We start from the raw sequence: 17,966 nt of genomic DNA on the forward strand, positions 1-17,966 counted from the left end.
CACCCGAGCCTACTATTATGTAGCAATAAGCAAAGAAAAAATTGTTATACAAATGTTTCGCAAAAAATATTGAAAAACCCTCTAAATTAAAAGAAAATTCAGAAAAATATAATTCGACATTCATAATAAAGTCATATTATTTGTTATAATTAGAGTAATGTTTAAGTAAAAAGGGGAAATCAAAATGAAATTAGAAACAGAAAGGCTCTATATAGTGCCGTGTACAGAAGAGAGAGTTCAAGTTGCTAACGAGCAAGGATACAATAGCGGTCCGCATATTGTAGGGCATGTAAAGAATGTAAAACAAGATGCAGCTATTTTACCATGGGGCGCGTGGTATGTTCTTCGGAAAGAAGATGATAGCGTTATAGGTGATATTGGGTTTAAAGGGAAACCAAACGAGAATCGAACAGTAGAAATTGGCTATGGATTTATTGAGAAATATTGGAATAAGGGCTATGCAACAGAAGCTGTAAGAGAACTAATCGATTGGGCTTTCAAAACAGGAGAGGTAGAAACAATAATTGCAGAGACACTTCTAGATAATTATAGTTCGATTCGCGTTTTAGAAAAGTTACATATGAAGAGAGTAAATGCTACAGAAACGATGATTAATTGGAAAATAGAAAAATAAAAAATACCGCTCTAAATTGGGCGGTATTTTTTATAGTTATGGTAGCATTTGCTTCTGATCATTTGGATACTCAGCCGTTGATGCGTTAGGACGATTGGAATGATTTCGAACAGCAATGAAAATAGAAATAATAACGACAAGACCAACTGCAACGTAAGAAAGTGAAATAATAGTTGGATCCACTTTAAATGTAGTAAGCAGTGTACGAATGTTTGTAAAGATAATAAGACCACCAACTAATACGCCAAGTAAATGAGAAGGAACGATACGAACTAACCATGCAGCAATTGGAGCTGCGACAATACCGCCAAGCATTAACGCAAATACCCAAACCCAGCTTACTTGTTCCCAGCCAAGTGAGATGAAGAAGCCAATTGTTGCAGCGAGTGAAACAGGAAATTCACTCGTATCTACAGATCCAATAACTTTTCTAGCTTCATTTCCTCTTGCTAGAAGAACGGGTGTCGTAATCGGCCCCCAACCACCGCCACCAGTTGAATCAACGAATCCAGCGAATAAACCAAGCGGCACAAGTTGTTTTGCAGACATACGCTTATTTGAAGTGACAATTTGTTTTTGAATGATGAATCGTAATAAAATATAAACCCCTAAAGTGAATAAAAATATGGAAATGTACGGTTTGATCACATCTCCAGGCAAATTACTTAAAAAACATGCCCCAACAAATGCGCCGATTGCCCCAGGTAATGTAAGTCTAGAAACGGTATATTTATCAACGTTTCCAAATTTGATATGAGATGCACCAGAAGCTGCAGTTGTAACGACTTCAGCTAAATGAACGGATGCGGAAGCTACAGCCGGTGCAATACCAAACATTAATAATAGTGAAGTAGACGTTACCCCATACGCCATTCCAAGTGCTCCATCGATCAATTGAGCGAAAAATCCGATAATAGCAAAGACAATTAATTTCTGCATAAATAATCCCCCTGTAATAATAAATGAAAAAGACACTTTTCCCGTATGAGAAAAGTGCCTTTGGTTTTTCCAATCAGCAATAATTAAATTTGTTTCATTATAATACATATTAATCGTATAAATCAACTAGGTTTTAAAGTTTTTGAATTGAATGAAAGAAAAATAAAATATACAATAAAAGGATGGAGAGAAAGGGGAGAAAGACATGTTACGATTTGATCATCTCGTTCACGCAGTTCATGGTACACCGGAGGAAGCGGCAAAACAAATGCAAGAACTTGGATTTCATACCGCACTAGGCGGAGAGCATACGAACTGGGGTACTTGGAATAGTTTAAGTTATTTTGACTTATCATACATAGAATTTCTGGCAGTTCAACATGAAGAAAAAGCGAAAGAAGCAGAAAATCCATTAGTACAAGAAACAGTGGTGAAACTACAAAATGGAGAAGGAATGCTACAAATCGCAATCCGAACAGATGCAATTGAGGAGCTAGCAGTTAACTTTAATAAGTACGGCTTACATACGATAGGGCCATTTGAAGGGAAACGCATGAGAAAAGATGGCCGGCTTCTAGAATGGAAAATGTTATTTGTTAAGCAAGAAGAGAACGGACCGAAATTACCTTTCTTTATACAGTGGAATGAAACGGACGAAGAAAGAAGAAACGATTTACGTAACATTGGAACGATCACGGAACATAAAAACAAAGTACAACAAATTGAAACGATCCATTATGCAGTGAAAAACGTTCGAGAAACGGTGCGGAAATGGAAAGAAGTAATGGGACTATCTACAAGCTCAGTTGTGAAAAATGAAAAATGGAATGCTGAGTGTCAAAGTGTAGTGTTTGGAGATATTCATGTACAGTTTTGTGAACCGATTGGAGAAGGGCTAGTGCTAGAACATTTGAATAAGAATGGCGAAAATCCATTTGCAGTAGAGTTTACAGGTGGAAATAAACGAGGGCATGAAGTGCTAGGTAGTTTGTACATATATTAATAGAGGTGAATGTTGTGGAAGAAATCCTTAGAGAGATAGAGAGAAAACTAGAATGGCCTCGTATTGCAAAGTGTACAGCTATTTCAAAAGGGTTTTCACATGAAGAGAAGTATAAAATTGAATTAAAGAATCAAGAAACTTATTTTGTAAAAATATGTGATGCTGTTCATTTTGAACGTAAACAAGAAGAATATACGTATATGCAACAATTAGAGTCATTACATATTCCAACGCCCAAGTTAATTCATTTCATAATACTTGAGAAATTAAATAAATGTGTTCAGGTATTTGAATGGACCCGAGGTATAAATGGTGAAGAAGGTTTAACGAAGCTAACGGTGGAAGAACAGTATAATGCAGGAAGAAAAGCAGGGGAAGTATTAAAGAGAATTCACTCAATTGAAAGAGAAAGTGCAAGTAATAAATGGGAAACATCTAGATGGAATAAATACGAGAGATACATAGAGGCACTAGCAGATTACGAGGTGAATTTTCTGGATTTGAAGCCAGTATTAACCTTTGTAGAAAATCATAAATATTTATTGAAAAATCGTCCAATAAGATTTTTACATGATGACTTCCATCCAGCAAATAGTATGATTCATAATAAGGAGTTTATCGTTATTGATTTTGGTGGATATGATTTTGGCGATCCAATACACGATTTTTATAACGTAGCGATTTTTACTACAAGAATAAGTAAATCATTTGCGGTTGGACAAGTTCACGGTTATTGCGGAGGCGAACCATCGCTGCATTTTTGGAAACTGTATACATTGTACGCCGCGATGACATTCCCAGCGGATATCGTTTGGACGAATCGAAGTACGCCGCATTTAGTAGATGAGATGAAGGAAAGATTAAATGGAATTTTAGAAGATCATAATCATTTTTCATCTTATATTCCAAAATGGTATCAATCAAGTGAATTTAATAAATAAAGGAGTAATTTATATGGATAAAATAGCAGTAATTTCAGATATTCACGGTAATATTCAAGCATTAGAATCCGTGTTAAATGATATTAAATTAAGAGGAATCGAGCGCATTATTTGTCTTGGAGATTTAGTAGGAAAAGGACCTCATTCCAGTGAAGCAATTGAAATCATTCGTAAAGAATGTGAAGTAGTCGTAATGGGAAACTGGGATGATTTTATTACAAAACCGACTGAATTTGAAGCATTAAAATGGCATCAAAAACAATTATCAGAAGAACAAAACGACTATTTAAGAAGTTTACCATTTTCAATCGAATTTTTTATGAGCGGCAAACTCATTCGTATGTTCCACGCCTCACCGAGAAGTTTATATGAAAGAATTCAACCACACGCTTCAAGAGAAGAACGTATTAGTATGTTCGAAAATAGTGATCTGACGGAAAATATAGAAGGGGAAAGAAAACCAGATGTCGTTTGTTACGGTGACGTTCACCAAGCGTTCGTTCAAAATTTCAGAGGGAAAACGTTATGTAACGCCGGTAGCGTAGGAAACCCACTTGAAATAACACAAGCTTCCTATTTAATATTTGAAGGAACTTACAATGAAAAAGAAGCAGCGAGCTTTTCTATTCAACTTGTACGAGTACCGTATGATATTGAATTAGCTATCAGACTAGCAGAAGAACTCGAAATGCCAGAGATTGCAGAATACAAACAAGAGTTACGGACTGCACTGTATCGAGGATTTAAGGGGAAGTAAGCTAATAATATATCAACGATTTTTCAAATATATCTATCATAACTTAAAATATATCAACGATTTTTTCGATATATCAACGATTCGACAAAGGATATCGATTTACCGACAAATAATGATATGAAATGTTACCTGTAATTATGTTATGCAAACTGATTGTAGGAGGAAATATCATGAACCGAATACAACGCATGAAAGAAATTGTAGATCATATTTTAAAATTAAACTTAACTCATCCAACAAGAGTTGGAGTAAGTGGTATTACAGCATCAGGAAAAACAACATTTACAAACGAACTAGCGGAAGAAATAAAAAAACGAGGGTTACCAGTAACACGCGCTAGCATCGACGATTTTCATAATTCAAGAGTGATTCGCTATGCACAAGGTAAAGAATCTGCAAGAGGGTATTATGAAGATGCACACGATTATACAGCTTTCAAAGAAAGATTATTAATGCCTTTAGGACCTAACGGGAATTTACAGTATGAAACGATTTCTCATAACTTAATAACGGATATGCCTGTACATAATGAGCCGCTATTGGCCACACAAAATATGATATTAATAGTAGATGGAACGTTTCTATTGAAAAAAGACGTTGCACATTTATTTGATTACAAAATCTTTGTAGATACAGATTTTGAGATTGCGATAAAACGTGGTGCTAAGCGGGAAACTGAAGCTTTTGGAAGTTATGAAGAAGCAGAGAAGATGTTTTTAAACAGATATCATGCGGCCTGTAAGATGTATATAGATGAGCATAATCCGATAGAGTGTGCGGATGTTGTATTTCAGAATAGTGATTTAGAAAATCCAGAAGTTATATTTCATGAAAGAGCGTAATACATAATCAGAAATATATGTATAGCCTTTTATTTATTGTTATAATTAAATTAATTTTATGAAGCAAATAAAAGGGGATAAGACAATAAAAAACGCAAAAAGGGGACAGGAAATTTAATGAATGAAGTACTAGAATTAAAAGAAGAACTACTACAAATTAAAAATAATAATTATGCTGTACCAGAAGATGTGGATGCATATCCATATGCGCAGTGGATGTTAGATTATATCGGATCACCTGATGCTGAATTACGTGATGATTTAATTTATAGTACGCTTCACACATGGATTACAAATGATGTATTTAGACAAAAAGAGTTACGAGGATTAATGTTACAAGCGATTAGTCCTGATTATTTATTTTATAAAATTGGTGAAAAGGGAACAGACTCTGTATTTAAACGTGCGTTCTCCGTATTAATTCCGCCACTTATTTTATCTGTTCATGAAAGAGAACCGTTGTTATCGGAAGAACAATTGTACAGTGTAGCAGAACAAGTGCTGGAATATGTATATTTAGAAGAAGATGTAAGGGGTTACGTAGAAGGGAAAGGATGGGCACATTCTACAGCACACGCAGCGGATGCGCTCGATGCGTTAGCACGTACAATACAAAATCGTGAGTTTTCATATGCAATATTAGCTGCTGTTCGTCAGAAGGTTCGTTTAAATGACTACGTGTACATACACTTTGAGGATGAGAGATTAGTAAGGCCAATTATGTCATTACGCGATCAAAATCTATTAACTGGAGAAGAGTGGAGCAATTGGCTACATAGTATAGCAACTGTTGAAGATATCCGACATCCGCAGCATGCTATTTTAGTACAAAATATTAGAGCTTTCTTAAGAAGTTTATATTTTAGAGTTTTAGAGACAGAGGGTAGTACAGCATTTACAGATGATATATTGGAGACTTTGAAGGGGTTGCGTAGGTATTAAAAATAAGTTTTTCTAAGAGAAAAGTACATAAAACCACTACATCCTAACCATACTAATAAAATGTGTTGGAGGTGAGTTTTATGGACAAAAAAGACTTTGAAAAAGTGTATAATGATTATTTACATCAAGGAGAAGAGCAAGCTCAATTTGAAATAGCTCAGGAAGTTACTTCAGGAGCAGAACAAATTGTTGCCGTTCGTAAAAATGATGATGGAGATTTAATAGCGTTTAAAACAAGTAGCGGGAGAGAGTTAGATTATATGACTGCTCTTAATGAAGCAAAATCAGGGAAGATAGCTCATGTGGACGTATTTCATAAGTATGGCAGAGATATTATACGTAGTGAACCGGATGGAATAAAAGAAAATAACTTAGATAATTTACCTTCATTTTAAACGGGTAAACCTCAAGAAGAGAATGTTCATTACGATATTCTCTTCTTTGTTTTGCGAAGTTTTCCTAGCAAATAGACGATTCATTTTTAAAGTGAGATCATACTTTTAAAGAGTGCTCTAAATTTCTCTTTATCTTCTGCTGTAAATGGTTTCGGTCCCTTTGTACGTTTACCACTTTTTCGAACCATTGCACTTAAATATCGTGTTTGTAACAATTGTTCAATGTTATCATTCGTATACTTGTACCCTTTATGATGAAGAACGATACAGCCTTTTGCTAAAGCGAGCGAAGCAAGACCGTAATCTTGTGTTACGATTAAATCTTCTTTTTTTGCTAACTGCATAATTCGGTAATCTGCAGCATCTGCTCCAGAATCAACATAAATTGTTTCGACACCTTTTGGCTGCTCTGCATTAGAATAATGTGAAAAACTAGTAACGAGGGTAACAGGAATTTCCACATTCGTAGCCTCAAAAATAATCACATCTTTTACAGGACAAGCATCTGCATCAACGTAAATCTTCATTTTATCACTCCTATAAATAGGTTCGAGTTGATAATAATGGTAGATTTAGGTTTTGTCAAACGAGAAAGCTTTATTTAAAGTTATTTTCACATACCAAAATAGCCTCGCGTAAACGAGAAATACCTTCCGCAATTTGATTAATATCCACTTTTCCATAAGATAAACGTATATAACCATCTTTCGCACCGAAAATACTACCTGGCATAAAAGCAATTTCTTGTTTTAAACTTTGCATAATGAGTTGTTTTTCGTTTATAGGTTCTTTTAATTTCCCCCAAATGTATATACCGCCGGTCGGGTTTGAAAAAGAGATTTTATCGTGAAGTTGCTCGTTTAGGGCACGGACGATAACGTCTCTTTTTTCTGCTAATTGTTTTCGTAACGGAACGATATGAGACTGAAATGGTACAGTTTCGAAAAATTGTTGTATAAGCCACTGCGGGAAAATGCTCATTCCTAATTCCATTTGGTGCCGGGCATCGGACAATCGCTCTACGACAGACTGCGGGGCGACAAGCCAGCCGACTCGTAAACCTGGTGCGATCATTTTTGATAAGGAATGTACATAAATGACTGTTCCGTTTTCATCAATCGATTTTAAAGTAGGGCAAGGTTGTTTCTTTTCTAGCGTAAGTAGACTAGACGGATCATCTTCAACAATCGCAATGCGTAAGTCTGCGCAAAGTGATAATAGTTTTTTTCGGCGATTTGGATGAAGCATCGTTCCCGTAGGGTTTTGGAAATTTGGATTTAAAAAGATCATTTTAATACGGTGTTTTCTATATAACTCCTGTACATCATTTGGATTAATACCATGTTCATCGACAGGTAACGGGAAAATACGAATACCTGCTGATTGGAATAACGGCAAGGAATAACAGTGTGAAGGACTTTCGAAAGCAACAGCATCCCCTGGATTTAATAAACATTGCACGATAAGGTGAAGTGCTTGCTGTGCGCCAGATGTAATCATAATGGATTGTTCAGTCGCCTCAACTTTTAAATATTCCTTCATATATTTTACGACCGCTTGTCTTAGCGGAAGATAGCCTTGCGGATGATCGTAACTTAATGAATACGTTAACTGTTGTTCACGTAAAATCGCTTGTAGTTGATCATGAGGATAAAGATTACAACCGAGTTCTCCATTAGCGAAATCTATAATATTTTCATTTTGTTGTACTTCTGCCCGAATATGGCGAAGTAGTGGTAAGTTTGGTAGAAAAGTACCACCTTCTACGAAATTTCTCCAGTTCGGCGTTAATGTTGGAGAAACGCCCCACATATGTGTACTCACACGTGTACCTTTACCAGTCGTACTTTCTACAATTCCCATAGCACGTAGTTCATTATAAGCAGTCGTTACTGTACTTCTGTTTACATTTAACTGCGTAGCTAATTTCCGTTCTGAAGGGAGGAAGCTTCCTGGAGGAAGTTCTCCATATGTAATACGTTTTTCAATAAAGTCAACAACTTGCTGATAAATAGGGATTTTACTGTCACTATCTAGCTTCCATTCCATAAAAAACGCCTCCGTATCTCTTATATACATCCAGTATAGCAAATTGGCTGGGTAAAAAAACAGCCAATTGGACGGTGTTATATCCAGCCAATTTTACTATGCTAAATAGGGAAGGGGAGATTCGGATGAAACGATGGCAAATGGAATGGCTCCTAGTATCAGTTGCATTAGTATGGGGAGCAAATTATACAATAGGAAAGTATGGAGTGGCATTTATGTCATCCATTCAATTTAATAGTTTACGATTTTTAGTAGCATCACCGGTATTATTACTTATTACTTTTATAATGGAACGCTCATTACGTATTGAAAGAAAAGATTGGTTACGATTAGTAGCAGTCGGTATCGTTGGTACGACAATGTATCAAACGATGTTTATGCTATCTGTGAAATATACTTCAGCAACGAACGCCTCATTATTAATTGCGATGTCACCTATTTTTACAGGGATATTAGCAGTATTGCACAAACAAGAACGTTTTTCGATGAAGGTACAAATTGGTTCAATAGTAGCGTTTATTGGTGCAGCATTCGTTTTATTAACAGGACATACAGGAGGAACTACTTACGAATATGCGTGGCTCGGAAACATAATTGGATTAGTCGCAGCGATTGCGTGGGGATGGTATCCAATATTAGCGCAACCTCTTATAACAAAATATTCCGCAATGAGAGTCACATCTTGGTCAACTTTAATTGGAATTGTACCTCTCGTTGTATATTGTTTATTCAACGTAAATACATTAACGTGGCCAGTAGACATGCCAAGCTGGGGGTCTCTAGCATATTCAATCGTCTTCGCGACAATCTTCGGACTTGCAATGTGGTATGTCGGTATTAGTAAAATAGGCTCAACGAAAGTAATGGTTTATATGTATCTTGTACCATTGTTCGCAGTTATCTTCGCGGCAGTAACTATCGGAGAGCAAATCAACATGATGCAACTCGTTGGCGGACTTATAATCTTTATCGGCTTATATGTTGTAAAAAAGGGTGGAATTCAAAAGCCAGCTCTCAATTTGAAAAAAGTAAGTTAACAATAAAAAGGATCTCTTTCATATAGAAGGAGATCCTTTTGGTTTTTGTAATAAAAGCGCTTGTTCAACAGCCCATTTTTGATGATCATGAATGAGAAGCTCTACAGCAAGTAAAGGAGACATCCACCGCAAAACATGATCTTCCTCACAGTTTTCAGTTTGTGTCTGCACCATGTTCGCAATATAAAAGAACCCATCGTTTAAATAATAAGTATCTTCTTTTTCCGCATAAAAATATCGCATTGCATTACCGATATATTGATTAATTTCAATTATCCATCCTAATTCCTCTAGTAGTTCACGATGTAAGCATTCATCTTTTGTTTCGGTACCTTCCATACCGCCACCAGGTAAAAAATAACGGTCTCCTTTTTGGATAATAGCAATGTTTGAAGAAGTTGAGTTAAAAATAATTGCATAACAACTAGGCCGTAATACATATTGCTCAGTAGGCTTTTTATAACCAAAAATAAGTTTAGATATCATAAAACACGTCACCTCTCTATAAAATACACAAAAGGAATAATAAGGTAAAAATAGAATTGTATAAGTATAATCTTACGAGATTGGAGTGATAACAAAATGATAAATCGAAAGTGTTCGCGCTGTAAAGAAATTACAGGTACATTGCACGGGGGTAAAAAAATTAAGGAAGAATTTCTATGTGAGGACTGTTTGCAAAAAGGAATTGCGAGTGGAGAAATCGAATTATCACAAGTGGAAGAAAAACAAACTTCGTATCTTTCTATAAAAATATTAAAAATAATGAGTGTGATTTATTTAATAGGATCTATTTTAATGGCTTTTTCAACTGGTCCATTTATACATAACCTGGGGTTTGATGAAATGTCCATTTCAGGATCAGAATTAGGTTTAATAAGTATTGTTATGCTAGGTTCTATATTTCAGTCAGTTCTCGTATTTTGCGGGATATGGGTATTCATCCTATTAGTAGAAACAGTCATTAAAATTTATGAAAAAATGAAGTGAGTGAGAGGGAGAAACATATGCGAGTAAGAAACATCCAAGGGGAAGATTATGTAAAGATTCATTCTGTTTTAAATGATTGGTGGGGCGGGAGAGACATGGCTGCCATGTTGCCAAAATTGTTCTTCATTCACTTTCAAGAAACGAGTTTTATTATTGAAGAAGAGGGAGAAACGTTAGGTTTCTTATGCGGATTCTTCTCACAAACGCATAAAGAGGAAGCGTACGTTCATTTTATCGGTGTCAATCCGAAGTATAGAAGAAGAGGAATTGCATCGACATTGTATTCGTATTTCTTTGATGTCGCACGTGCAAATAACCGTAAAGTTGTAAAAGCAATCACGTCACCAGTTAATAAAAAATCGATACAGTTTCATAGGGAGATTGGCTTTCAAATTGAGGCTGGGGATGATGAGATAGAGGGTGTATCGGTACATACAAATTATGATGGGAACGGCGGGAGTAGAGTGTTATTTTTGAAAAATGTGTAAAGAGAGGCTAACGTGTTGTTAGTCTTTTTGTGATGAGGAGATAAAAGTATGGAGAATAAACAAAGTAGAAATGAGTATGTAAGACGCATACATATAGTTCAAGATTATATAGAATCAAACATAGACAGTTTACTATCCATTGAAGAGCTAGCGGATATAGCAGGATTTTCAAAGTTTCATTTTCATCGAATTTTTAAAGGAATAGTAGACGAGCCGTTATCACGATATGTAAATCGATTGAAGTTAGAAAGGGCAACAAACCTTCTTACATATCGATTGGATATGACGATTACGGATATCGCTTACCATTTTGGTTTCACAGATTCAGCAGTTTTCTCCCGTACATTTAAAAATTATTACGGAGTAAGTCCGTCTCAATATCGAAATCACAATAGCAAGAATTGCAAAGTCGTAAGAGGAATTTCTCAATACAATGAATGTAAGAAGGTTCGAGGGAATGTTGAAATTGTAACAGCGGATGATATAAACGTTGCATACACAAGACATATCGGTACATATGGAGAGTTAACTATAGCTTTTCCAAAAATGATAGAGAAATTATTTCATTACGCAGCTAAACAAAACTATCATGTATTTGATGATACGAAAGTATTAACCATTTACCACGATCATCATGAATTTACTGAGGACTATCATTTAAGAACAAGTTTATGTATAACAATTCCGGATGCGTCCGCAGTAGAAACGAACGACATAGGAATAATGGTAATACCTTCTGGAAAGTATGCAGTAGGACATTTTGAAATATTCCAAGATGAATATAAAGGGGCATGGGACTTTATATACGGTAAGTGGCTTCCAAATAGCGGATATAAACCGAGAGATTCGTATCCTTTTGAAATGTATAAAAATGACCCAAGACGGCACCCGGAAAAGAAACATATAGTTGATATATATGTACCTATCGAACCTTTTTAATTATAGGTTAAAGGGGAATGAATGATGAAAAATGCTGAAAAGTTAAATCTGATTATAAAAGAAGAATATGAAAATATGAATGGGATGTTAGTAGTACAAAAAGGGGATTATATTTTTGAAAACTATTATAACGGTCATGGTCCAAATGATGCATTTCATATAGCGTCAGTTACAAAAACGGTAATCTCTGCCCTAATTGGGATATGTATAGATAAGGGCTATATAAAAAGCGTTGATCAAAAAGTAATAGAATTTTTCTCGGAATATAACGTTAATTCATCTGAAATAACAGTACGACATCTGTTGACAATGACAGCTCCACATCCTTTCGTAGACTGGCAGGAGCCGTTAGAAGAACTATGTATGCAACGAGATTGGGTACAGTATACGTTAAATAGGATAGGACAAGGCGGAGAAATTGGATCTTTTAAATATTCATCTGCAGGAGCACATGTACTATCAGCGATTATTACGAGTGTAACAGAAAAAAGTGCCCGTGAGTTTGCGAATGAATACTTATTTCAACCACTCGGCATGAGCGAAATCTCAAACTACAATATGAAAGCATTTGGATTTGATGACTTATTCGGAAAAGCTGTAAAGGGATGGGTTCACGATCCAAACGGTATTTCGACGGGCGGCTGGGGACTAACGTTAACGGTTAGAGATATGGCTAAGTTTGGACAGCTGTATTTGAATGAAGGTATTCATAATGGAAAACAAATACTATCAAAATCATGGATAAAAGAATCAATAGCGATGAATTCAAATCAATATGGTTACTTATGGTGGTTACGAGAAGAAGATGGAATCTTTTCATACTGTGCTATGGGTGACGGTGGGAATGTTATTTGTTGCGTACCAGAGAAGGAATTGGTTGTGGTGACTGCTTCTGCAGTTGTACCAGAAGCAAATGATAGATGGAGATTAATCAAAGAGTATATACTTTTAAATGGATGATGTTGGACTTGTATAAAAAATTAAACTATCCCCGTAACTTTTCACAACAAAAAATCGTTTAACAAAAGAAAGGATTTTTAATCATGAATGGGGGAGAACCATGAAGATTCTAATACTAGGCGGTACACGATTTTTAGGAAGAGCTTTTGTAGAAGAGGCGTTGAAAAGAGGGCATGACGTTACATTATTTAATCGCGGAACAAACAAAGGAATTTTTCCAGAAGTAGAGCAGTTAATCGGTGACAGAAATAATGATGTATCAAGTTTAGAAAATCGAAAATGGGATGTTGTCATAGACACGTGTGGATTTTCTCCACATCATATTAGGAATGTTGGAGAAGTACTTAAAGATAATATTGAACACTATATATTTATCTCAAGCCTTTCCGTATATAAAGATTGGATCCCACACCACATAAAAGAAGACTATTTATTACAACCTGAACTAATGGAAGATCAAATAAAGGCTGTAGAGAATGGTGAAATATCTCCTTATGAGCATTATGGTGCGCTTAAAGTATTATGTGAAAAAGAAGCAGAGAAGTATTGGCCGGGGCGTGTTTTACACGTAAGAGCAGGACTTCTTTCAGGGATGTTTGATTATACAGGTCGGCTTCCATACTGGATTCAGCGTGTAGCAAAGGGTGGAAAGTTGTTAGTACCAGGAAGAAAAAAACGTCCAGTGCAATTAGTTGATATAAAAGATGTCGCAAGATGGGGACTAAATATGGCAGAAAATAATAAAGCAGGAACATTTAATATTACAGGTCCGAATTATAAATTGATGATGGAAGAACTATTAAATACGTGTAAAAAAGTTACGAAAAGCGATGCCGAATTCGTCTGGGTAGATGAATCATTTATAAAAGAACATAAAGTGCAGCCTTGGACAGAAATGCCATTATGGCTTCCCGAAACTTTTTCATTAGAAGGGGAAACGAAGCCGTGGAAAGGTGGTTTTTCTATTAATATTGAGAGTGCTGTTAAAGCAGGATTTACTTTTAGAAGGTTAGAAGATACTGTTACAGATGTGTATGTGTGGATGAAGGAAATGGAAGATAGGGAATTAAAGGCAGGTATTTCAGATGAGAGGGAGAAGGAATTGTTAGAAAAGTGGTATCTATAAATTTAGAGGAGCCACCCTTGTTTATTTAAATAAGGGGGTGAAACGATGGAATAGAAAAAATGGGAAATTCGTTTTGTAAGTGAATATTCTACTGAAAAGAAAGCAACCAAGTGATTCGTCATACAAGTGCATACAAAATTTGATTATTAGTATAAACTTGATTGAACATAAGGGACCGTAAGGGGGAGAAAAGGTTATGTGGAAAAACACCATTCGCAGCATTTCATTAAACTTAAGTTTAAAAAATCCAGATATGAAGGATGAACTTACTGAAGTTCAAAAAAAGATAACAATTTAAACATAATATCAAGAAAAAATGCCTTGTTAATAAAGAAACAAGGCGTTTTTCGAATATAAATCTACCACTCAATCGGTTTTTCTCCATACATTTCCCATAGCATAGGAAACATCTTTTTCAATCCTTCCTCGTCATCTTCATCCTAGTCTACCCCGATATCAACTTCCTCAAATTCTTCTTTTGTTTCAAACTCTTTTGCTTTTACACTACCAGCTGTGCCGATTTTTCCGTAAAACACAAAGTAGCCTCTATCCTGCATTCACGGGCAGTAAGAGCTCCAACTCAAAATCCGGCGAATGCGAGGAAGTTAGCTGGGAGATTAACTACGCGTAAAAATAATTTTTATTAATTAAATTCCCTATAAACTTGTATTTTTGATTATATTTTGGGAATTTCCTGTTGATTAAAAATGTACGATAGTATATATTGTGTATAAAGTATATATACAATATTCTCAAAAAGAGGTATTTGCATGCAAATCACTATTACGAACACTTCAAAGGAACCTATTTATGAACAAATTAGTGCCCAAATAAAAAAGCTTATTTTACTAGGTGATTTAAAACAAGGAGATGCTCTTCCTTCAATGCGTCAATTAGCAAAAGATTTACGAATAAGTATTATTACAACGAAAAGAGCATATGAGGAATTAGAAAAGGACGGTTTTATTTATTCCATTGTCGGAAAAGGGTCTTTTGTAGCAGGGCAAAACCTTGAAACTATGAAAGAAAAAAAATTAAAAACGGTTGAAGAAAAGTTATGTGAAGCAATTCAAAATGCTAAACAAATGGATGTTTCTTTAAATGAACTAAAAGAAATGCTCACGATTTTATATGAGGAGGAAAACTCTTGGAAAACGTAATAGAACTTCAAAATGTTAGTAAATCTTTTAAAGGGTTTCAAATAAAAAATTTATCGATGGAAGTAAAAAAAGGATTTATTACGGGTTTTATTGGAGGAAATGGATCAGGTAAATCCACAACGATTAAAATGATTATGAATCTAATAAACCCGGATAGTGGAAACGTCTCTTTATTTGGTATGAACTATTCAAATGGTGCGAAGCAAATTAAAGAACGAATTGGCTTCGTTTATGACGATAATGTGTTTTATAATGAACTTACATTAAAGGAAATTACTAAAATTATTGCACCAGCTTATAAAAAATGGGATTATAATCAATTTACATATTATAAAGATCTGTTCGAATTACCATTAAATAAAAAAATAAAAACGTTCTCCAAAGGGATGAAAATGAAATCCTCTCTCGCAATTGCACTTTCACATCATGCCGAATTAATTATTATGGATGAGCCCACTTCCGGACTCGATCCTGTATTCAGAAGAGAATTATTAGATGTTTTACAAAACATTATGCAGGATGGAGAGAAAACTATTTTTTTCTCATCTCATATTACAACGGATTTAGATCGCATTGCCGATTATATTACATTTATTCAAGATGGGAAGCATATTTTCACAAAAGATATTTATGCCATTGCAGAGGATTATGCTTTGGTCAAGGGAGGACTAGAATTGTTAGATTCTAATACTGAGCACGAATTTATTTCTGTACGTAAGGCAAATACAGGTTTCGAGGGATTGACTGAAAATGTGCATTCTATCGAAAACTTATTTAACAAAGAAGTGATGATTGAAAAACCAAGTTTAGAGGATATTATGTATTTCATGAAAAAGGGGAGTCAAGATGCTAAATTTAATTAAGAAGGATTTGATTTTACAAAAAGCTTTTTTACCTGCTTATCTCCTATTTCTTGTTGCCTATTTGTGGGCGGGAATGGATGTAGCCTATGTCTTAATCATTTGTAGTGCCGTTTTTGTGATTAATACACATCAATCTGATGCTAAAGACAATGCGAATATTTTAGTGAATTCATTACCATATACTAGGAAGGAAATTATAAGTTCAAGATACATTGGAACTTTACTTTTTACAATAGTAACCATCCCGTTTTGTTTAGTTGGAAAATATTTCATTGTAGACGGTATGAAAATTCAGGCTTCCTTAGAAAGTTTCATACTAGGCTTTTTGGCAGTCATGCTGATTACTGCATTTTATATACCATTTTTTGTTGCATTTAAAGTGCAAACACTTGTACCAGTTTTTATATTTTTGTCTATTGGAGTTATATATTTGATTCGAAATACTGCATATCTATTAAATAAATATGCTAATGACGTATTGAATTTTTTTAAAGAGATTTCAGATTTAAAATTATTTTTTGTTATTTCTGTCATAGCAGTCGGTTGCTATGGAGTATCATGGATATTATCTATTCGTATCTATCAAAACAAAGCTTTTTAATAGTAAATTCTTAAAGGAGGATTGTTTAAATGACATCAAAAAAAGAGCGTCCTAATCGAATACGAGAGTGGCTGAAAATTCTTGGAGCATTTCTAGTCATGCAATTAATCTTTATCATCCTTGATATGACTTCGTGGATACCAAACTTCAAGGAAGGAGGAGTTGGGGACCGTCTTGTTAATTCGGAGTTCTTTACGGAATTGTTCGCTCCTTATAAAACAAAGCAATTTAACGTACTAACGGCAGTTATGGCTATTTTATTATTCCTAAATGTATTAACAGGTGTAATAAAAGACGCCTTTTCTAGAAAAAAGAGTTAATTAGCACATAAGTTAACCTAATTATTGTTCCTAAGATAAAATGGTTGACTGTAGAAATATAATAGTACTCAAAAGTCTTGTTGATACAATTGAAAGGATCATTATTTAAAATTATTATAATATAATTTTGGGATATTTTTAGCAGGATTTGGATAACTAACCTAATTCAAAACTTTATAGAAGTATAGTCTTGCATAATAAAAAAAGAAACATAAGTTGACCTTATATATGTTTAACGGATTGGTCATCGTATACTTCTTGTTGCAAGATTATCAATGCAATGGAGGTTAAAAACATGAAAAATATAAAGAAATTCCTGGGAAATCCATTAGTCATAATCTCAACTATAGCTATAATAAAATTAAAATCCATGTAAATCATAAAAAAGATTAATTTCTTTTTTATCCCAACTTTATTTGAAACATCGTGACTTTATTTAAAAGCAACAGGGGAAAGATAAAAACTCCACTTATTGAAGTTTCACTCTATTTTTCACAACGATTTTCCAAAACTTATTTGATTTCTCAGTTTGTTGGATTAATAATGTTTCCATTCATACCTCCCATAATGCTTTTTTATTATGCACTGTGATTGTAACATATGTATTTATAGTTGTAATGACAAATAAGGTATATAGAGTTTTTGAAAAAATCAAAAATCATTGAACATAATGGAAAAATTTAATAACCTTATTTGTACAGGATATACATAATAGTTTTGTAATAATTCGATATTTAATATATAGGGGGAATGAGGGATGGATCTTACATTTAAAGTAGAGAAAACATGTTTTAATTACCGAGTCGGAGCAATTTGTAAAAACGATAATAAAATACTCATTCTGCAAGGTGACGGTGAAGATTATTGGTACGTACCGAGCGGTCGAGTAAAAACGCAAATCATTCTGTAAATGTTGGGGAATATGAAACAAAGAATTCAATTGAAGCGATAGCAAATATAATAGAAAAGCTTAAAGAAGT

The 17,966-nt window shown here is 34.6% G+C and carries 21 protein-coding genes and 4 pseudogenes; 19 read left to right on the forward strand and 6 right to left on the reverse strand.

The genetic code is table 11. The features are described 5' to 3' along the window. Window positions 1–184: 184 nt before the first annotated feature. A complete protein-coding gene (locus DN400_RS02765) occupies window positions 185–634 on the forward strand; it encodes a GNAT family N-acetyltransferase (RefSeq protein WP_065229014.1) in 450 nt (149 codons plus the stop codon). A gap of 36 nt (window positions 635–670) precedes the next feature. Here the strand turns inward: DN400_RS02765 and DN400_RS02770 are convergent, their stop codons facing one another. Next, window positions 671–1,573, reverse strand: a complete 903-nt coding sequence (locus tag DN400_RS02770) for a sulfite exporter TauE/SafE family protein (RefSeq protein ID WP_001170740.1) — start codon at window positions 1,571–1,573, stop codon at window positions 671–673. A 205-nt stretch (window positions 1,574–1,778) separates the two neighbouring features. Between DN400_RS02770 and DN400_RS02775 the strand changes: the two genes are divergently transcribed. From DN400_RS02775 to DN400_RS02800, 6 genes are all read left to right on the forward strand, one after another. Next, entirely contained in the window at window positions 1,779–2,576 is a 798-nt protein-coding gene (locus tag DN400_RS02775; protein WP_000943337.1) for a VOC family protein, read from the forward strand. 14 nt (window positions 2,577–2,590) lie between these two features. After that, the gene (locus DN400_RS02780) at window positions 2,591–3,517 is read left to right on the forward strand and encodes an aminoglycoside phosphotransferase family protein (RefSeq protein WP_000391247.1); all 927 of its coding nucleotides are present in this window, start codon (window positions 2,591–2,593) and stop codon (window positions 3,515–3,517) included. A gap of 13 nt (window positions 3,518–3,530) precedes the next feature. Beyond that, on the forward strand, window positions 3,531–4,274 hold the full coding sequence (locus DN400_RS02785) for a metallophosphoesterase family protein (protein WP_000357655.1): 744 nt from the start codon (window positions 3,531–3,533) through the stop codon (window positions 4,272–4,274). A gap of 170 nt (window positions 4,275–4,444) precedes the next feature. Beyond that, window positions 4,445–5,116 carry a nucleoside/nucleotide kinase family protein gene (locus DN400_RS02790; RefSeq protein WP_001079968.1) on the forward strand — a complete coding sequence of 224 codons (672 nt, stop codon included), beginning with the start codon at window positions 4,445–4,447 and terminating at the stop codon, window positions 5,114–5,116. 117 nt (window positions 5,117–5,233) lie between these two features. Beyond that, on the forward strand, window positions 5,234–6,058 hold the full coding sequence (locus tag DN400_RS02795) for a DUF2785 domain-containing protein (RefSeq protein WP_065229013.1): 825 nt from the start codon (window positions 5,234–5,236) through the stop codon (window positions 6,056–6,058). An 80-nt stretch (window positions 6,059–6,138) separates the two neighbouring features. After that, window positions 6,139–6,453: a DUF3892 domain-containing protein gene (locus tag DN400_RS02800; protein WP_065229012.1), complete on the forward strand. Its 315-nt coding sequence runs from the start codon at window positions 6,139–6,141 to the stop codon at window positions 6,451–6,453. A gap of 86 nt (window positions 6,454–6,539) precedes the next feature. On the opposite strand, the gene DN400_RS02805 is transcribed toward DN400_RS02800, so the two are convergent. Both DN400_RS02805 and pdxR read right to left on the reverse strand, forming a co-directional pair. After that, window positions 6,540–6,980 carry a YaiI/YqxD family protein gene (locus DN400_RS02805; RefSeq protein ID WP_000708772.1) on the reverse strand — a complete coding sequence of 147 codons (441 nt, stop codon included), beginning with the start codon at window positions 6,978–6,980 and terminating at the stop codon, window positions 6,540–6,542. 70 nt (window positions 6,981–7,050) lie between these two features. After that, window positions 7,051–8,502, reverse strand: a complete 1,452-nt coding sequence (gene pdxR / locus DN400_RS02810) for a MocR-like pyridoxine biosynthesis transcription factor PdxR (protein WP_065229011.1) — start codon at window positions 8,500–8,502, stop codon at window positions 7,051–7,053. A gap of 125 nt (window positions 8,503–8,627) precedes the next feature. Here pdxR and DN400_RS02815 point away from each other — a divergent pair, with 125 nt between their 5' ends. Further along, a complete protein-coding gene (locus DN400_RS02815) occupies window positions 8,628–9,539 on the forward strand; it encodes a DMT family transporter (RefSeq protein ID WP_023522331.1) in 912 nt (303 codons plus the stop codon). 18 nt (window positions 9,540–9,557) lie between these two features. Here DN400_RS02815 and DN400_RS02820 read toward each other — a convergent pair whose 3' ends face one another. After that, window positions 9,558–10,025, reverse strand: coding sequence for an NUDIX hydrolase (locus tag DN400_RS02820; RefSeq protein ID WP_065229010.1), 468 nt, complete (start codon window positions 10,023–10,025; stop codon window positions 9,558–9,560). Window positions 10,026–10,121: 96 nt separating this feature from the next. Here DN400_RS02820 and DN400_RS02825 point away from each other — a divergent pair, with 96 nt between their 5' ends. The 6 genes and pseudogenes from DN400_RS02825 to DN400_RS02850 all read left to right on the forward strand — a co-directional run. After that, window positions 10,122–10,529: a DUF3980 domain-containing protein gene (locus tag DN400_RS02825; protein WP_000610492.1), complete on the forward strand. Its 408-nt coding sequence runs from the start codon at window positions 10,122–10,124 to the stop codon at window positions 10,527–10,529. Between the two features lie 17 nt (window positions 10,530–10,546). Next, window positions 10,547–11,017: a GNAT family N-acetyltransferase gene (locus DN400_RS02830; RefSeq protein WP_001266040.1), complete on the forward strand. Its 471-nt coding sequence runs from the start codon at window positions 10,547–10,549 to the stop codon at window positions 11,015–11,017. A gap of 48 nt (window positions 11,018–11,065) precedes the next feature. Beyond that, the gene (locus DN400_RS02835) at window positions 11,066–11,956 is read left to right on the forward strand and encodes an AraC family transcriptional regulator (protein WP_065229009.1); all 891 of its coding nucleotides are present in this window, start codon (window positions 11,066–11,068) and stop codon (window positions 11,954–11,956) included. A 24-nt stretch (window positions 11,957–11,980) separates the two neighbouring features. Further along, window positions 11,981–12,916 carry a serine hydrolase domain-containing protein gene (locus DN400_RS02840; protein WP_065229008.1) on the forward strand — a complete coding sequence of 312 codons (936 nt, stop codon included), beginning with the start codon at window positions 11,981–11,983 and terminating at the stop codon, window positions 12,914–12,916. A 100-nt stretch (window positions 12,917–13,016) separates the two neighbouring features. Next, window positions 13,017–14,042 (forward strand): SDR family oxidoreductase, encoded by a 1,026-nt coding sequence (locus DN400_RS02845; protein WP_065229007.1) that lies wholly within the window; start codon window positions 13,017–13,019, stop codon window positions 14,040–14,042. Window positions 14,043–14,238: 196 nt separating this feature from the next. Beyond that, window positions 14,239–14,337, forward strand: a pseudogene (locus DN400_RS02850) (SMI1/KNR4 family protein); the annotation flags it as partial. A 64-nt stretch (window positions 14,338–14,401) separates the two neighbouring features. Here the strand turns inward: DN400_RS02850 and DN400_RS30230 are convergent. Continuing rightward, window positions 14,402–14,524, reverse strand: a pseudogene (locus DN400_RS30230) (DUF4240 domain-containing protein); the annotation flags it as partial. Between the two features lie 288 nt (window positions 14,525–14,812). On the opposite strand from DN400_RS30230, the gene DN400_RS02860 reads away from it, so the two are divergent. Genes DN400_RS02860 through DN400_RS02875 form a run of 4 tightly spaced genes read left to right on the forward strand, consistent with a single transcriptional unit; the run spans window position 14,813 to window position 16,986 of the window. Then, window positions 14,813–15,202: a GntR family transcriptional regulator gene (locus tag DN400_RS02860; protein WP_065229006.1), complete on the forward strand. Its 390-nt coding sequence runs from the start codon at window positions 14,813–14,815 to the stop codon at window positions 15,200–15,202. Then, window positions 15,190–16,065, forward strand: a complete 876-nt coding sequence (locus tag DN400_RS02865) for an ABC transporter ATP-binding protein (protein ID WP_065229005.1) — start codon at window positions 15,190–15,192, stop codon at window positions 16,063–16,065. Before DN400_RS02860 ends, DN400_RS02865 begins: the two co-directional genes overlap by 13 nt. Beyond that, window positions 16,049–16,666, forward strand: a complete 618-nt coding sequence (locus DN400_RS02870) for an ABC-2 transporter permease (RefSeq protein WP_065229004.1) — start codon at window positions 16,049–16,051, stop codon at window positions 16,664–16,666. The genes DN400_RS02865 and DN400_RS02870 overlap by 17 nt, the downstream gene beginning before the upstream one ends. A gap of 29 nt (window positions 16,667–16,695) precedes the next feature. Then, the gene (locus DN400_RS02875) at window positions 16,696–16,986 is read left to right on the forward strand and encodes a YfzA family protein (protein WP_065229003.1); all 291 of its coding nucleotides are present in this window, start codon (window positions 16,696–16,698) and stop codon (window positions 16,984–16,986) included. Between the two features lie 484 nt (window positions 16,987–17,470). Here DN400_RS02875 and DN400_RS02880 read toward each other — a convergent pair. Next, window positions 17,471–17,539 (reverse strand): annotated as a pseudogene (locus DN400_RS02880) (WGR domain-containing protein); the annotation flags it as partial. Between the two features lie 204 nt (window positions 17,540–17,743). Between DN400_RS02880 and DN400_RS02885 the strand changes: the two are divergent. After that, window positions 17,744–17,878 (forward strand): annotated as a pseudogene (locus tag DN400_RS02885) (NUDIX hydrolase); the annotation flags it as partial. Between the last annotated feature and the right edge of the window lie 88 nt (window positions 17,879–17,966).

This window comes from Bacillus sp. AR8-1, from assembly GCF_008042345.1.
GTDB lineage: Bacteria > Bacillota > Bacilli > Bacillales > Bacillaceae_G > Bacillus_A > Bacillus_A cereus.

Coding starts and splice junctions, on each gene's coding strand:
- DN400_RS02815 (WP_023522331.1), top strand. CDS start 8,628: ATGAAACGATGGCAAATGGAATGGCTCCTAGTATCAGTTGCATTAGTA.
- DN400_RS02765 (WP_065229014.1), top strand. CDS start 185: ATGAAATTAGAAACAGAAAGGCTCTATATAGTGCCGTGTACAGAAGAG.
- DN400_RS02870 (WP_065229004.1), top strand. CDS start 16,049: ATGCTAAATTTAATTAAGAAGGATTTGATTTTACAAAAAGCTTTTTTA.
- DN400_RS02845 (WP_065229007.1), top strand. CDS start 13,017: ATGAAGATTCTAATACTAGGCGGTACACGATTTTTAGGAAGAGCTTTT.
- pdxR (WP_065229011.1), bottom strand. CDS start 8,502: ATGGAATGGAAGCTAGATAGTGACAGTAAAATCCCTATTTATCAGCAA.
- DN400_RS02840 (WP_065229008.1), top strand. CDS start 11,981: ATGAAAAATGCTGAAAAGTTAAATCTGATTATAAAAGAAGAATATGAA.
- DN400_RS02825 (WP_000610492.1), top strand. CDS start 10,122: ATGATAAATCGAAAGTGTTCGCGCTGTAAAGAAATTACAGGTACATTG.
- DN400_RS02770 (WP_001170740.1), bottom strand. CDS start 1,573: ATGCAGAAATTAATTGTCTTTGCTATTATCGGATTTTTCGCTCAATTG.
- DN400_RS02830 (WP_001266040.1), top strand. CDS start 10,547: ATGCGAGTAAGAAACATCCAAGGGGAAGATTATGTAAAGATTCATTCT.
- DN400_RS02875 (WP_065229003.1), top strand. CDS start 16,696: ATGACATCAAAAAAAGAGCGTCCTAATCGAATACGAGAGTGGCTGAAA.
- DN400_RS02805 (WP_000708772.1), bottom strand. CDS start 6,980: ATGAAGATTTACGTTGATGCAGATGCTTGTCCTGTAAAAGATGTGATT.
- DN400_RS02800 (WP_065229012.1), top strand. CDS start 6,139: ATGGACAAAAAAGACTTTGAAAAAGTGTATAATGATTATTTACATCAA.
- DN400_RS02820 (WP_065229010.1), bottom strand. CDS start 10,025: ATGATATCTAAACTTATTTTTGGTTATAAAAAGCCTACTGAGCAATAT.
- DN400_RS02860 (WP_065229006.1), top strand. CDS start 14,813: ATGCAAATCACTATTACGAACACTTCAAAGGAACCTATTTATGAACAA.
- DN400_RS02835 (WP_065229009.1), top strand. CDS start 11,066: ATGGAGAATAAACAAAGTAGAAATGAGTATGTAAGACGCATACATATA.
- DN400_RS02785 (WP_000357655.1), top strand. CDS start 3,531: ATGGATAAAATAGCAGTAATTTCAGATATTCACGGTAATATTCAAGCA.
- DN400_RS02790 (WP_001079968.1), top strand. CDS start 4,445: ATGAACCGAATACAACGCATGAAAGAAATTGTAGATCATATTTTAAAA.
- DN400_RS02775 (WP_000943337.1), top strand. CDS start 1,779: ATGTTACGATTTGATCATCTCGTTCACGCAGTTCATGGTACACCGGAG.
- DN400_RS02795 (WP_065229013.1), top strand. CDS start 5,234: ATGAATGAAGTACTAGAATTAAAAGAAGAACTACTACAAATTAAAAAT.